Source organism: Constantimarinum furrinae, from assembly GCF_014295415.1.
Taxonomy (GTDB): Bacteria; Bacteroidota; Bacteroidia; order Flavobacteriales; family Flavobacteriaceae; genus Constantimarinum; species Constantimarinum furrinae.
The window spans coordinates 1353350-1367295 of record NZ_CP052909.1; the positions used below are offsets into that span (position 1 = coordinate 1353350).

Below are 13946 nucleotides of genomic sequence, written 5' to 3' on the forward strand. Positions count from 1 at the left end.
TTATGTCCTTTCAGAATTTTTATCGGGTTCTTGAGGAGAAAAATACTGTAGACAATGCCATGGTGTATACCATTCAATTAAATAAAGCACATGATATTTTCAGGGGACACTTTCCGGGAAAACCCGTAACTCCGGGTGTCGCTATGCTTCAGATTATTAAAGATCTTACCGAAGGTCACACGGGCAAATCGCTTTTTATGCAGGAAGTGAAGGATGTAAAATTTCTTTCGGTTGTCGACCCTATGATCGAGCCGATGCTGCTATTTTCACTTCGGATGGTTCGGGAAGCCAATATAATAACAGTTAAAAACAATACTTCCACACCGGATGCGACCCCAGTATTAAAATGTAATGTTACTTTTGTAGAAGAATAACCAATATTATGATTCGCGGGAGAAGCTAAGGTGTATGGAACTACCGGACATTACAATGAACATGAAACAGCTTAAATGCTGTGTGGTCATTCCTACCTATAACAACAACAAAACGCTTAAAAAAGTGTTGGATGGGGTGCTGGAGTATACTTCAGATATTGTACTTGTCAATGATGGCTCTACCGACAATACCCTTCATATCCTTGAGAAGTATCCGCAAATAGAACAAATCCATATTCCGAAGAACAAAGGCAAGGGGAATGCACTCAAACTCGGATTTAAATACGCAGTAGGGCTTGGTTATGATTATGCAATAACTCTCGATAGCGACGGGCAGCATTTTCCCTCAGATATTCCCGTATTTATTGAGGAGCTAGTTAAATCTGACAATAAGAATATGTTGCTTATTGGAGACCGAAACATGAATGAAGCCGATGTTCTCGCTCGTAGCCGTAAGGGAAACCGGGTATCCACGTATTGGGTGAAGGCGGTAACAGGTCTCGACCTCAAGGATTCTCAATCGGGGTTTAGGTTATATCCAATAAAGGCTTTAGACAAAATTCGATTTTTCAGAAATACCAAAAAATTTGAGTTTGAAGTTGAGGTAATTGTAAAAGCGCATTGGTCTGATATCGAAGTGAAGAACGTTCCTATCAATATCCTATACGATCAAAGTGAGCGGGTGTCACATTTCAGACCGTTTATGGACATTGCGCGGATCGTCGTCCTAATCATTTGGTTCTTATTGGTAAAGCTTTTTTATATCATTCCGCGGAATTTTATTCGCCGACTAAAAAAAAAAGGCATAAAGCGATTTTTTCTTGAAGACTTTTTGAGAAATGGCGATTCCCCCAGAAAAAAGGCACTCTCAATTGCGCTCGGGGTATTTATCGGCCTATCACCGCTTTGGGGTTTTCACACCATTATTGTGATTTTTCTTGCGATCCTGTTGAAATTGAACAAAGTAATCGCTTTCGCTTTTTCGAATATTAGCTTGCCGCCGTTTATCCCGTTTGTGCTGTTGTTGAGTCTTCAGACAGGAAATCTCGTTTTGGGGCAGGATACTTATGTCGCCAAAGAGGATCTTATTGCAGATTTTGATCTTCTTAGTCATTTGGAAGCTTATCTCATTGGTAGTATAACTTTGTCGGTGACTGCAGCTGTGGTTTCGGGAGTTATCGGATATCTGGTGCTGAGTGTTCTTCAGCCTAAAAAGATAATAGCAAATGGATAGGGTATTTATATCATTTCACAATTACTTCAGGAAGCGAAGATTGTTATTTTTCGCAGGACTGTTTGCTGTTTTTATGATCTTACTTTGGGGAGCCTCTAAAGTTGAATTTGATGAGGATATTTCAAAATTAATTCCTTCTTCGGCACAAAATGAAAAATTACAACAGATCATCGAATCGGCTGCATTTAGTGATCGAATTATCATCCATCTCCAACGAACTTCTGAAGGATCTGTTCAGGACCTAACTAATTATGCTGAAAAACTTCTCGATTCATTAAGAAATAACTCGGGCGACCTTATTGCTAAGATCCAAGGAGAAGTAGCCGAAGAAAATATGCTGGAAACTCTTGATTTCATTTTTCAAAATATCCCGCAGTTTCTAAGCAAATATGATTTCGACCGGCTATCACGGAAACTTAACCAAGACAGCATTGAGAATCTGGTTGCAACAAATTATAAGACCCTTGTATCTCCGTCGGGTATAATCGCCAAGAAGACTATTGTTCGCGATCCGCTGGGTCTTTCCCCTACAGGTCTGAAAAAACTCAAAAAGTTGGGCTCCGGGGATATTTTTGACGTAAGGAACGGATTTTTGGTGAGTAAGGACGAACGGCATTTGTTGTTGTTTGTGAGTCCGAAGTACAAATCAAGCGAAACCGAAAAAAACGAGGCGTTGGTAGATATGTTGTTTACGATCCGTAATAATCTTCAAGCAGCATATCAAGATAGGGTCAGCACCCAATATTATGGGGGAGCCATAATTGGGGTTGAAAATGCGAGACAAATAAAAAAGGATATACAATACACCGTGGGGATAGCACTTTTAATCCTTATCCTCCTTTTCATCTTTTTTTACCGAAAATTAGTCCTTCCTATCATTCTTTTCACGCCCACGCTAGTCGGGGGTCTATTAGCAGTATTTTGTCTGTCTGTGTTAAGAACCGAAATTTCCGCAATTTCATTAGGAATAGGCTCGGTACTCATAGGTGTAACACTGGATTATTCTTTACATATTCTTACTCACATCAGGAATCACGAATCGGTGACTCGTGTCCTGGTACAGGTTTCCCGACCCATTGTAATGAGTAGCCTAACGACAGCGCTAGCATTTTTATGTTTGCTATTTGTAGATTCAAGGGCGCTTCAGGATCTTGGGATATTTGCTGCGATAAGTGTACTTGGAGCGGCCATAGTCGCACTACTGTTTATTCCCTTAACTTACAGAGTTCATAACAAGGAGGCAGTAAAACGGACTTTTATCGATCGTTTGGCCGCTTATCATTTTCATAAGAATAAAGCGCTTACAGCTGCCTTAATTTTACTTATCGTATCGAGTGTCTTTACCTATACAATGGTTGGTTTCAATAAGGATATTGCACAATTAAATTATACCTCTGAAGAGATCCGGCAGGCAGAAATTGGTCTGGATGAACTGCTTAATACAAGCTCTAAATCTGTGTATGTGGTGGCGCACGGAGGGGATCTCCAACAGGCATTGGAAGCCAATGACAGCGTTTTCAAAATCCTTCAGCTGCTAGATAGGCAAAACGAAATTCTCAGCTTTAATTCGGTGGGTGCCTTAGTCGCTTCAGAAGTTCAACAACGGGATAGGATTTCAGCATGGGAGAAATTCTGGACACCCCTGCGTAAAGAACAAATCAAAAATGATCTCATAAAGAGTGGCGCGGCCTATGGGTTTAAACCGACGACCCATAATGAATTCTATCAATTACTTGATGCCGATTTTACCCCTGTTTCTCTCGACGACTATAAGGCACTCGGACTAATCGATATAGATGATTTTATTAGAATCGATTCTGAAATGAGTACCGTAACTTCCCTTGTAAAAGTTTCAGAAGAAAACCTTCCGAAGGTGAAGAGTCACTTCATCGATATAGATCATGCCACGCTTATTGACCGAGTAGAAATTAATGAAACGCTGTTGGGCAGTCTTCAGCATGATTTTAACCGATTGCTCCTCTATTGCTCCATACTGATTGTCTTCCTGTTGCTGCTGTACTTTCGGAACTGGAAGCTATGGCTGGTTACAGCTATACCTATTGGAATGACCTGGCTCGTCACTGTTGGGCTTATGGGATTGTTACAAATCGATTTTAATGTTTTTAATGTCATCATTTGCTCCTTTATATTTGGATTGGGAGTGGATTACAGTATTTTTATTACCAATGGTCTAATTCTTGAACACAAAACACAACTACCGGCATTAGCTACTCATAAGACTTCAATTTTGCTTTCGGTGATCACAACTATACTTGGTGTTGGTGTGCTAATATTTGCAAAACATCCGGCATTGTATTCTATTTCAATAGTCACAGTAATTGGGATAATTTCCGCACTGTTAATTGCGCTTACTTTGCAACCCATATTGTTTAATCTTCTTATTTTTAATTCTGAAAAGAAAACACCACTATAACGCTATGGGAAAAATAAGAACGGTGCCTATACCCAGAGTGAAGCGTATTTCCAAAAAGGAATTCACGGAAACTTACTACAAACCGCAACGTCCTGTGATCATTGAAGATCTCACGAAGGATTGGCCTGCTTATACAAAGTGGAATCTGAATTATATACAGGAACATGCCGGAGACCAGATTGTGCCTCTGTACAATAATGAGCCCACAAAAGGGCACACCAAGTCGGTCGTACCCGCCAAGAAAATAAAATTGTACGATTATATCGAGATCCTTAAATCGGGCCCTACCGATCTAAGGATGTTCTTTTATAATCTGCTAAAGAAAATGCCCGAGCTAGAAAAGGATTTCAGTTATCCCGAGATCGGACTTAAATTCTTTAAAAAATTACCGGTGATGTTCTTTGGTGGAGAAGGCTCTAAAGTGCTGGCACATTATGATATGGATATGGCAGATCTGGTACATTTTCACTTTCACGGGGACAAAAGTGTTACATTATTTGCACCCGATCAGGCAAAATACTTGTATAAAGTTCCCTTTACGGTGCATAATCTGGAGACCATAGATATGGAAAATCCCGATTTCGAAAAATATCCGGCACTTCAAAATGTAGTGGGATTGTCGGCCCAAATGAAACACGGGGACGCTCTATATATGCCTAGCGGATACTGGCATTACATCACCTACCTCAACGCAGGATTTTCAATTACGCTTAGGGCTTTTCCGAGGAAACCAAAAGCGCTGGCCAAATTATTCTACAACTTATTGTTTATGCGAAATATTGAAAACGGCATGCGCTATCTTCTTGGTCAGAAATGGGTCGATTACAAGGAAAACAGTGTGCTTGCCAAAGTAAACAAGAGGTATAAGCAGCGCCCTCAACATGATTAAAAAGGGAGCGACATACCTGTTAATGCTATTGTCGGTTTTGTCGATGTCTTCCTGTGGAATCAAGGCTTCACTCAATGATAGACCGAATCTTAGTTCATACAATATTAATATTCCTGAAAGAACTGTGATAAACGATTCTACCTTTTCTATCGGGAATAATTTTCTGCTTAAAAATCGATTCGGGCTGTGGGAAATGTATGTGGAAGGGGATCCTTTGGAACTCGGACTCATTTCCGGAAGTCTGAGCAGAGAATTGGTTCTCAAGCAGGAAAGGGTGTTTATGGAAAAGATCTATGATTTGGTTCCTTCTCAAGGCCGACGTAATTTTCTTCGGAAGTTCTTATCTTGGTACAACCGTAAAATGTACCTACATATAAAAGAGGAGTTCAAAGCAGAGATCTACGGAATAAGCCGATTTTCTTCTTCCGAATATAATGAACTTGCAACACCGTATTTAAGGTCCTTATATCTGCACGGAGCTCATGATATAGGCCATGCGCTTCAGGATCTCATGTTGGTGGGTTGTTCCTCCTTTGCAGTGTGGGGTGAAAAAACACCCGATGGTAATTTACTTATTGGCCGAAATTTCGATTTCTATGCAGGAGATGAATTTGCCGAGGAAAAGATCATTGCGTTTGTGAATCCTTCGGAAGGCCATAACTTCATGTCGGTAAGCTGGGGTGGAATGATAGGTGTAGTCTCCGGGATGAACGACCAAGGGCTTACCGTCACTATAAACGCCGGAAAATCGAAAATTCCACTGGTGGCAAAAACTCCCATTTCCATCGTTACCCGTGAGATCTTACAATATGCTGCCACCATAGAAGAAGCAGTGGCCATTGCTAAAGAACGCGAAGTTTTTGTTTCTGAAGCGATCTTTATAGGAAGCGCTAAAGACGGAAGAGCCGCACTTATTGAAATGTCACCTACAGATTTTGGTGTTTATGAGGTTACGAACAGCGAGCAACTAATTTGTTCCAATCATTTTCAGTCTGACGTATTTAAAAACGATCGCAGGAATATAAAACAGATCGAAGAAAGTCATTCGAAATACCGTTTTACACGGATGGAAGAGCTGTTGGCGGAAGATGAAAAAATTAGTCCCACCGAAGCCGTCGCCATCCTACGAAATAAAAAAGGTGTGAACGATACGATACTGGGCTTTGGCAATGAAAAGGCGCTCAATCAGTTGTTGGCACATCATGGAATCGTCTTTCAACCAGAAGATCTTCGGGTGTGGATATCATCAAATCCATATCAGTTGGGCGAATTTGTATCTTACGATCTTAACGAAGTCTTTAAGGATCGAGAAGGAAACCCTGCAAAAGAAAGTATGGCGATACTTCCGCTAACCATCGCGAAAGACCCTTTTGTAGATACGCCGGCATTTAAAAATTATGAAGATTACCGAATACTGGAAAGGCTGGTAGAAAATGCCATTGAAAGGGATAACGATCTCTTACCGTTCACGCTTTTAGCCTTACAACAGAAAAACCCTGACTATTGGAAAGCATATTATCTAACAGGAAAGTACTACAATGAAAAGGGATATTATGCGGCAGCGTTAAGAGCCTTTGAAACGGCCAATAAAAAGGTAATACCTACATTGCCTGATAAACAGGAAATAGAGCGTAATATTTATAAATTAAAACGAAAACTTAACCGATGATCCCTGAAACTGAAAAGAAAAGCAGTGCCGATATAAAAAAGTTTCAGGAAGGAGCCCTGCAGGAGATGCTGCGGTACGTTCATAAAAATTCTCCATACTATAAGACGCTGTTTGATTCAAAAAACATTAAACCAGATGATGTCAATTCTCTGGAAGACTTGAAAAATATTCCGGTTACAACCAAGGAGCAATTGCAAAAAAGGAATGATGATTTTATTTGTGTTCCGAAGAAAAAAATTATCGATTATGTAACAACCTCGGGCACTCTGGGAGAACCTGTGACTTTTGCCCTTACCGAAAATGATCTGGAACGACTGGCGTATAATGAGGCAATTTCTTTAGCTTGTTCGGGAATCACCGAAGAAGATGTGATTCAATTAATGACTACCATGGATCGACGTTTTATGGCAGGGCTTGCTTATTTTTTGGGTACACGAAAACTCGGCGCCGGAATTATTAGGGTGGGGTCCGGAGTGCCCGAATTACAGTGGGACTCAATACAAAAGTTCAGGCCTTCATATCTTATTACTGTACCCTCATTCTTGCTAAAATTGATCGAGTATGCGATGCATCATAATATAGATTTAAACGCTTCAGGGATAAAGGGGGCCATTTGTATTGGAGAACCCATACGAGAGCAGGATTTTTCTTTGAATGCGCTGGGAAACAAGATCACGAACCATTGGAAGATCAAACTCTTTTCTACCTATGCTTCTACCGAAATGAGCACGGCTTTTAACGAATGTGAATACCATATAGGGGGTCATCATCATCCCGAACTTATTATAGCCGAAATACTCGATGATAACAATGAGCCGGTTGAACAGGGTACTGTTGGCGAGTTGGTTATTACAACACTTGGTGTGGAAGCAATGCCGCTGCTTCGCTTTAAGACGGGAGATATGGTGCAGGCGTATTACGAGCCCTGTCAATGCGGCCGACAAACCATGCGTTTGGGGCCTGTGGTTGGAAGGAAAAAGCAAATGATCAAGTATAAGGGCACCACCCTTTATCCTCCGGCTTTGTTTAATGTACTCAATCATTTTAATGAGATCGACAGTTATGTTTTTGAACTTTTTAAAAACGATATAGGCACCGATGAAATTCTGCTAAGGATTGCTGCCACTGATCCCTCGGAAGAACTTTTAACTGATATTAGGGACCATTTCAGAGCAAAATTAAGGGTGAACCCAAAGATTGAATTCTGTGATTTGAAGGAAATAGAAAAAGTGCGAAATGCGACGGCAAGTCGGAAGCCACGAAATATTATCGATAAAAGAACCTAGCCGGTCTATCTGTTTTTAATAGGAACACTTTCCGTCAATAAGCGCCAGGTATATTTGTTGCCACTTGATTTATCCAGATCGAAAACCGAATAATACCGTAACATATTATTGGGATTTTCAGGGTCAATTCTTATAGGACTAAGCGTGTCTGGCCGATTGCTCTTATGGATGGCAAATCCATTTACCATTTGTTTCCACTCGTTGTTTCGGAGTATATAAACATAGTATTTATTGAAATTTGGATCCTTTAATCTGGAATTCACCAACAATACATCTCGATCCAATTCCGGAAATCGCAGACTCGATAAGGTGGCACCGTAACTTCCAGGGATTTGGATATCGGGTAACAAGGTATTTTCGAATGATACTGAAGTAATTGCCCGCCTCGTGTCTACATTCTTTACATAGGCGTAAAAAGGTACTTCTCCGCTTATAAAATTTGCCGAAACAGCGCCATCGGGAGTCACGGGAGCAACGATGATCTCCTTTTGGTCAGGGGCTTCAGTTTTTTCGGGTGTATTGCCTATGATATCGCCTCCCGGTTTTCGAGGAGGTGTTCCACAATTCAGAAAAAATAAAACAATAAAAACGCCTAACGTATATCTCATCAGATCTTGAAAGTGATCACGGGCATGTTCGCATGGTTTACCATATCTTCACTAATACTTCCATTAAAGAAATGTGATAATCCTTTTCGGCCATGCGTACTTATACCAATTAGTTGCACATGATTTTCCTTGGCAAAATTGAGAATTCCTTTTTCTACTGAATTGTCATTGTAAATGTGTAGCGAATAATGCGTGGTATCAACTCCCTTGACAAAATTGGCCATAATTTTCTTTGCTTCGGAAGATGTTTTAAAGTCGTTAGGAGTATTTATGTACAATAAATGAAGCGTGGCATCTACATTTTGAGCGAAATTGAGTGCCTCTTGAAAGGGTTTTTTGCATTCTTCCGAAAAATCGGTGGCAAAGACAAAACTGTTGATCTCAAACTTGGGATGATCGTTTTTAATAACCAGTACCGGAATCTTAGAAGTGCGCACCACCTTTTCGGTATTACTTCCTATAAACATCTCTTTAAATCCGCTGGCTCCATGCGAGCCCATGATGATGAGGTCGATATTGTTGTCCTCTACGGCCTTGCTAATATCGTTGTAGATTTCACTGTGCCCGATCGTTTCGTGAATTGTGGTATCACTTAAGTAGGGTTTTTTTCTTATTTCGCCAAAGCGTTTTTTTGCCAACTTTATAAAATACAAGGCTTCAGGAAGGCTTCCCGTATCGCCCGAATTGGCCAGGTGTAAAGGAACTTCCATTGAATGAAGGAGAAAAATTTCGCTGTTAAATTTCGCTGCCATCTGGGCCGCTATTTTTAAAGCATTTTCAGCTTGATCTGAAAAATCGGTAGGCACTAAAATTCGTTTCATACGCTAGGGATTAGAAGTGATTAGTAACCATTAAATTACAAAAATAAAACGGTTGTTCATTGTTTTTTTAATTTTAAAATTTATACTATATTTGCAGCGAATTTGATACGTAACTAGCCGAGGGGACAAAAAGTCCCCTCTTTTTATAGCTAAAAATGATGTTGGATAAAGTAACAATGCTGCTTGAGCAGGCTCTGGAAAAGAATTCATCTTTGTTTCTTATTGATCTTGAGATCACAGATAATAATCAGATTCGGGTGATCCTGGACGGAGATAATGGTGTTACCGTTGAAGATTGTATTGCAGTGAGCAGGGAAATTGAACACAATCTGGACAGGGAAGAAAACGATTTTTCTCTGGAAGTGATGTCTGCTGGTGTTTCAGAACCTTTGTCTTTTCCGAGACAATACAAAAAGAATTTAGGCAGAAAACTAAAAGTTAAAACCAGGAAAGGGGAGCAAATTGAAGGCGAGGTTACCGAGGCAACCGATGACAAGGTGACGCTTATTTGGAAAACCCGTGAACCCAAACCAATTGGTAAAGGAAAAGTAACGGTTCAAAAGGAAGCCGTACTTGACTATAGCGATATTGTTGAAGCAAAAGTGATGATAACATTTAATTAGAATGACATGGAAAATTTAGCGTTAATTGATTCTTTTTCGGAATTTAAGGACGATAAACTGATAGACAGAGTAACGCTTATGGCGATACTTGAAGACGTTTTTAGAAACGCCTTGAAGAAAAAATACGGGAGTGACGATAATTTCGATATTATCATCAACCCCGATAAAGGTGACCTCGAAATATGGAGGAATCGTGTTGTTGTTGCCGATGGGGAAGTTGAAGATGAGAATGAAGAGATCTCACTAAGTGCAGCCCGTAAGATCGAACCCGATTTTGAGATCGGCGAGGATGTTTCGGAAGAAGTAAAACTCATCGACCTTGGAAGACGTTCTATTCTCGCCTTGCGCCAGAATCTTATCTCCAAGATCCACGAACACGACAACACCAATATTTATAAGCAGTTTAAAGAACTTGAAGGGGAGATCTATACGGCCGAAGTTCATCACATTCGCCATAGAGCTGTCATCCTGCTCGACGATGAAGGGAATGAGATCATTCTTCCGAAGGACAAACAAATTCCTTCAGATTTCTTCAGAAAAGGAGATAACGTTCGCGGAATCATTGAAAGCGTTGAGCTGAAAGGGAATAAACCGGCTATTATTATGTCGAGAGCCAGCCCCGTCTTCCTTGAAAAATTATTCGAACAGGAGATCCCTGAAGTATTCGACGGACTTATAACCGTGAAGAAAGTTGTGCGTATCCCCGGAGAAAAAGCGAAAGTTGCTGTAGACTCTTACGACGATCGTATCGATCCGGTAGGAGCCTGTGTAGGAATGAAGGGTTCTCGTATTCATGGCATAGTTCGTGAATTAGGGAATGAGAATATCGATGTGATCAATTACACCAATAATTTGCAATTGTTCGTAACCCGTGCTCTAAGCCCTGCTCGAGTGACTTCCATTAAATTAAATGAGGAAACGAAACGAGCGGAGGTCATTTTAAAACCTGAAGAAGTAAGTAAGGCCATAGGACGTGGAGGACATAACATTCGACTCGCAGGACAACTTACCGGCTACGAGATCGACGTGCTTCGGGAAGGTGCGGAAGAGGATGTTGAACTTAGAGAATTCTCTGATGAAATTGAAGAATGGATCATCGCCGAATTCCATAAGATCGGTCTGGATACCGCAAAAAGTGTTCTTGAACACGACATGGCAGATCTTGTAAAACGTATCGATCTGGAAGAGGAAACTATACAAGAGGTTATTAACATATTGAGAGAAGAATTTGAAGAGTAGTATAAAGATTAACTACTTTTATAGATATTTTTAGAGAATAACAGGAAAAAGCATTTATGGCTGAAGTAAAAACAAAAAGGCTAAGTCAAGTATTACGGGAATTTAATATCTCGCTGGATCGTGCTGTGGAATATTTAAGTTCCAAAGGGCATGATGTCGACGCAAGTCCGAATACCAAGATCACAGGAGATGAATACGAGATACTTTTTGAAGAATTTCAAACCGATAAGAGTAAAAAAGTTGCTTCCAAGGAGGTAGGAGAAGAGAAGAGAAAAGAAAAGGAAGAACTTCGTCTCGCCCGGGAAAAAGAGATCGAGGAGAAAGAAAAGAAAGAAGCCTCAAAGGTTGTTAAAGCTGAAGCTAAATTAAGTGGCCCTAAGCAAGTGGGGAAAATTGATCTCGAAAAAGGAAAGGACAAAAAAGAAGAAGCACCAAAGGTTGCCGAGGAAAAAACTCCTGTAAAAGAAAAAGATGCTCCTAAAGCCAAAAAAGAGGAAGCGCCTAAAGCGGTAGAGGAAAAAGTAGCAGAGAAAAAGGAAAAAGTTGCCGAAAAGGCTCCTGAAGCTGAAAAGACTAAAGAGAAAGAAGTTGTAGCTGAACCCGAAATTGAAGAAACGGCAAAATCTTCTGTAGTTGAAACCAATTACAAAAAACTCGACGGGCCAAACTTTACCGGTAAAAAAATTGATCTTACTCAGTTTAAAAAGCCTGAAAAGAAAAAAGATAAGAAGGAAGATGATAAGAAGGAAAAGAAAGGTAGAAGACGCAGAATAAGCAAAGAACCTTCAAAAGGAGGTGGAAACCAGCGTGACCAGCGCGGAAGAAAAGGCAGAACTCATACTCCAAAGGAAGAGCCAAGCGAAGAAGAAGTACAAAAGCAGGTAAGAGAAACCCTGGAGAAACTACAAGGGAAATCTTCCAAGGGGAAAGGTGCAAAATACCGTAGAGAAAAAAGAGATAGCCACCGTCAGAAAACGGAAGACGAGCAGGCACAACAGGAACTTGACAGCAAACTGCTTAAGGTAACCGAGTTTGTCACAGTAAGTGAGGTTGCTACCATGATGGATGTTCCCGTAACTCAGGTGATTTCTGCCTGTATGTCTCTTGGAATGATGGTGACCATGAATCAGCGGCTTGATGCTGAAACCCTTTCTATAGTTGCCGATGAATTTGGCTTTGAAGTTGAATTTATAACTACCGATATAGAAGAATCGATCCAGGTTGAAGAAGATGCACCCGAAGATCTGGAGCCTAGAGCGCCTATCGTTACCGTAATGGGACACGTAGATCACGGTAAAACCTCTTTGCTGGATTATATTCGTGAAGAAAATGTGATCGCAGGAGAATCCGGAGGAATTACCCAGCATATTGGTGCCTACGGAGTGGAATTGGAAAACGGTCAAAAAATTGCATTTCTCGATACTCCGGGTCACGAAGCGTTTACCGCTATGCGTGCCAGAGGAGCTCAGGTTACCGATCTTGCTATCATCGTGATCGCTGCAGATGACGATATTATGCCACAAACCAAAGAGGCCATAAGTCATGCACAGGCCGCAGGCGTTCCCATCGTTTTTGCGATAAATAAGATCGACCGTCCATCGGCAAACCCGGATAAGATAAAAGAAGGGCTTGCAAATATGAACCTGTTGGTAGAGGACTGGGGTGGAAAGATCCAATCCCATGATATTTCTGCTAAAACCGGAGAGGGAGTAAAAGATTTGTTAGAAAAAGTATTGCTGGAAGCCGAAATTTTGGAGCTAAAGGCAAACCCAAATAAACCTGCTGTAGGAACCGTGGTGGAAGCATTCCTCGATAAAGGACGTGGGTATGTTTCAACCATTTTAGTACAGGGCGGAACTCTAAAAATAGGGGATTATGTACTTGCCGGTCAGCATAGCGGAAAAGTAAAAGCTATGCACGATGAGCGAGGGAAAAAGATAAAGGCTGCAGGGCCGTCTACGCCGGTTTCCATTCTTGGACTGGACGGAGCACCTCAGGCCGGTGATAAGTTCAATGTGTTTGAAGACGAACGTGAAGCTAAGGACATTGCCAACAAGCGTATGCAGTTGCAACGTGAGCAATCGGTGAGAACACAGCGTCATATTACCCTGGATGAGATCGGGCGACGAATTGCGCTTGGTGATTTCAAGGAATTGAATATTATACTGAAGGGTGATGTGGACGGATCTGTGGAAGCATTAACCGATTCATTCCTGAAACTTTCTACGGAAGAGATACAGGTGAATATTATTCATAAAGGTGTTGGTGCCATTACCGAAAGTGATGTGCTACTCGCCTCTGCTTCCGATGCAATTATCATTGGGTTTAATGTAAGACCAATGGGTAATGCCCGTCAGTTGGCCGATAAGGAAGAGATCGATATCCGTATGTATTCAATTATCTACGACGCCATAAACGATCTGAAGGATGCCATGGAAGGTATGTTATCTCCAGAAATGAAAGAGGAGATCACAGGGACTGCAGAAATTCGAGAAACCTTTAAGATCTCTAAAGTTGGAACCATTGCAGGTTGTATGGTTACTACCGGTAAGATCTTCCGTAACTCGGGTATTCGATTGATCCGTGAGGGCGTGGTAGTCTATACCGGTGAGCTGGCTTCACTGAAACGATTTAAAGATGACGTGAAGGAAGTGGCTAAAGGATACGATTGCGGACTTCAAATTAAGAATTACAACGACATCAAAGAAGGCGATATCGTGGAAGCTTTCCAAGAAGTAGCAGTAAAGAAAAAGTTGTAAGACAAAGAAA

General features: G+C 41.0%; 11 protein-coding genes. 9 read left to right on the forward strand and 2 right to left on the reverse strand.

The features are described 5' to 3' along the window. Positions 1-2: 2 nt before the first annotated feature. From ALE3EI_RS06185 to ALE3EI_RS06210, 6 genes are all read left to right on the forward strand, one after another. A complete protein-coding gene (locus ALE3EI_RS06185) occupies positions 3-374 on the forward strand; it encodes a 3-hydroxyacyl-ACP dehydratase (RefSeq protein WP_186991991.1) in 372 nt (123 codons plus the stop codon). Positions 375-435: 61 nt separating this feature from the next. Beyond that, positions 436-1608, forward strand: a complete 1173-nt coding sequence (locus ALE3EI_RS06190; RefSeq protein ID WP_233280011.1) for a DUF2062 domain-containing protein — start codon at positions 436-438, stop codon at positions 1606-1608. Continuing rightward, positions 1601-4042, forward strand: coding sequence for an MMPL family transporter (locus ALE3EI_RS06195; RefSeq protein WP_186991996.1), 2442 nt, complete (start codon positions 1601-1603; stop codon positions 4040-4042). The genes ALE3EI_RS06190 and ALE3EI_RS06195 overlap by 8 nt, the downstream gene beginning before the upstream one ends. Before the next feature lie 4 nt (positions 4043-4046). Then, positions 4047-4931, forward strand: coding sequence for a cupin-like domain-containing protein (locus ALE3EI_RS06200; protein WP_186991998.1), 885 nt, complete (start codon positions 4047-4049; stop codon positions 4929-4931). Further along, complete coding sequence (locus ALE3EI_RS06205; protein ID WP_186992000.1) at positions 4924-6600, forward strand: C45 family autoproteolytic acyltransferase/hydolase; 1677 nt, start codon at positions 4924-4926, stop codon at positions 6598-6600. Before ALE3EI_RS06200 ends, ALE3EI_RS06205 begins: the two co-directional genes overlap by 8 nt. Further along, on the forward strand, positions 6597-7886 hold the full coding sequence (locus tag ALE3EI_RS06210; RefSeq protein ID WP_186992002.1) for a phenylacetate--CoA ligase family protein: 1290 nt from the start codon (positions 6597-6599) through the stop codon (positions 7884-7886). The genes ALE3EI_RS06205 and ALE3EI_RS06210 overlap by 4 nt, the downstream gene beginning before the upstream one ends. A gap of 5 nt (positions 7887-7891) precedes the next feature. Here the strand turns inward: ALE3EI_RS06210 and ALE3EI_RS06215 are convergent, their stop codons facing one another. Then, positions 7892-8494 (reverse strand): hypothetical protein, encoded by a 603-nt coding sequence (locus tag ALE3EI_RS06215; RefSeq protein ID WP_186992004.1) that lies wholly within the window; start codon positions 8492-8494, stop codon positions 7892-7894. Further along, complete coding sequence (locus tag ALE3EI_RS06220; protein WP_186992006.1) at positions 8494-9315, reverse strand: universal stress protein; 822 nt, start codon at positions 9313-9315, stop codon at positions 8494-8496. Before ALE3EI_RS06220 ends, ALE3EI_RS06215 begins: the two co-directional genes overlap by 1 nt. Positions 9316-9470: 155 nt before the next feature. Here ALE3EI_RS06220 and rimP point away from each other — a divergent pair, with 155 nt between their 5' ends. Genes rimP through infB form a run of 3 tightly spaced genes read left to right on the forward strand, consistent with a single transcriptional unit; the run spans position 9471 to position 13936 of the window. Then, positions 9471-9938: a ribosome assembly cofactor RimP gene (gene rimP, locus ALE3EI_RS06225; protein ID WP_186992008.1), complete on the forward strand. Its 468-nt coding sequence runs from the start codon at positions 9471-9473 to the stop codon at positions 9936-9938. A gap of 6 nt (positions 9939-9944) precedes the next feature. Beyond that, entirely contained in the window at positions 9945-11177 is a 1233-nt protein-coding gene (gene nusA, locus ALE3EI_RS06230; RefSeq protein WP_186992010.1) for a transcription termination factor NusA, read from the forward strand. Positions 11178-11233: 56 nt separating this feature from the next. Next, complete coding sequence (gene infB / locus ALE3EI_RS06235) at positions 11234-13936, forward strand: translation initiation factor IF-2 (RefSeq protein WP_186992012.1); 2703 nt, start codon at positions 11234-11236, stop codon at positions 13934-13936. Positions 13937-13946 lie beyond the last annotated feature (10 nt).

Excerpts from the sequence above, each read along its gene's own strand:
- ALE3EI_RS06185 (WP_186991991.1), top strand. The coding sequence starts at position 3 with ATGTCCTTTCAGAATTTTTATCGGGTTCTTGAGGAGAAAAATACTGTA.
- ALE3EI_RS06190 (WP_233280011.1), top strand. The coding sequence starts at position 436 with ATGAAACAGCTTAAATGCTGTGTGGTCATTCCTACCTATAACAACAAC.
- ALE3EI_RS06195 (WP_186991996.1), top strand. The coding sequence starts at position 1,601 with ATGGATAGGGTATTTATATCATTTCACAATTACTTCAGGAAGCGAAGA.
- ALE3EI_RS06200 (WP_186991998.1), top strand. The coding sequence starts at position 4,047 with ATGGGAAAAATAAGAACGGTGCCTATACCCAGAGTGAAGCGTATTTCC.
- ALE3EI_RS06205 (WP_186992000.1), top strand. The coding sequence starts at position 4,924 with ATGATTAAAAAGGGAGCGACATACCTGTTAATGCTATTGTCGGTTTTG.
- ALE3EI_RS06210 (WP_186992002.1), top strand. The coding sequence starts at position 6,597 with ATGATCCCTGAAACTGAAAAGAAAAGCAGTGCCGATATAAAAAAGTTT.
- ALE3EI_RS06215 (WP_186992004.1), bottom strand. The coding sequence starts at position 8,494 with ATGAGATATACGTTAGGCGTTTTTATTGTTTTATTTTTTCTGAATTGT.
- ALE3EI_RS06220 (WP_186992006.1), bottom strand. The coding sequence starts at position 9,315 with ATGAAACGAATTTTAGTGCCTACCGATTTTTCAGATCAAGCTGAAAAT.
- rimP (WP_186992008.1), top strand. The coding sequence starts at position 9,471 with ATGATGTTGGATAAAGTAACAATGCTGCTTGAGCAGGCTCTGGAAAAG.
- nusA (WP_186992010.1), top strand. The coding sequence starts at position 9,945 with ATGGAAAATTTAGCGTTAATTGATTCTTTTTCGGAATTTAAGGACGAT.
- infB (WP_186992012.1), top strand. The coding sequence starts at position 11,234 with ATGGCTGAAGTAAAAACAAAAAGGCTAAGTCAAGTATTACGGGAATTT.